This is a genomic window from Mesorhizobium sp. M1A.F.Ca.IN.020.04.1.1 (assembly GCF_003997315.1).
Classification (GTDB): Bacteria; Pseudomonadota; Alphaproteobacteria; order Rhizobiales; family Rhizobiaceae; genus Mesorhizobium.
Map to the genome: position 1 here is coordinate 1 of NZ_RZSN01000434.1, position 402 is coordinate 402.

The 402-nt window shown below is 60.0% G+C and carries 1 pseudogene; it reads left to right on the top strand.

Features of this window, described 5'->3' with window-relative positions:
• Window positions 1-402: pseudogene (locus EOA49_RS32400) on the top strand (glycerol-3-phosphate dehydrogenase); the annotation flags it as partial.

The following is a 402-nucleotide window of genomic DNA, read 5'->3' on the forward strand; positions in this document are numbered from 1 at the left end:
CTACAGCTTCTCCGGTGTGCGTCCGCTCTATGACGACAATGCCGACAATCCAAGCGCGGTGACGCGCGACTATATTTTCGAACTCGACGCCTCCAACGGCAACGCACCGCTGCTTTCGGTGTTCGGCGGCAAGATCACCACCTTCCGCAAGCTGTCGGAACACGCGCTGGAAAAGATCCAGCCATTCTTTCCGACGATGAAGAAAGCCTGGACGGCCAAAATTCCCTTGCCGGGGGGCGACCTGCCCAATGCGGACTTCGAGCAGTTTCTGAGCGATCTGCATGTCGAATTTCCATGGCTCAGCCCGTCGTTGGTGAAGCACTACGCTCGAAGCTACGGCACCCGCGCCAGGCAATTGCTCGCCGGCGCGCAAAGCGAGGCTGATCTCGGCCGACGCTTCGG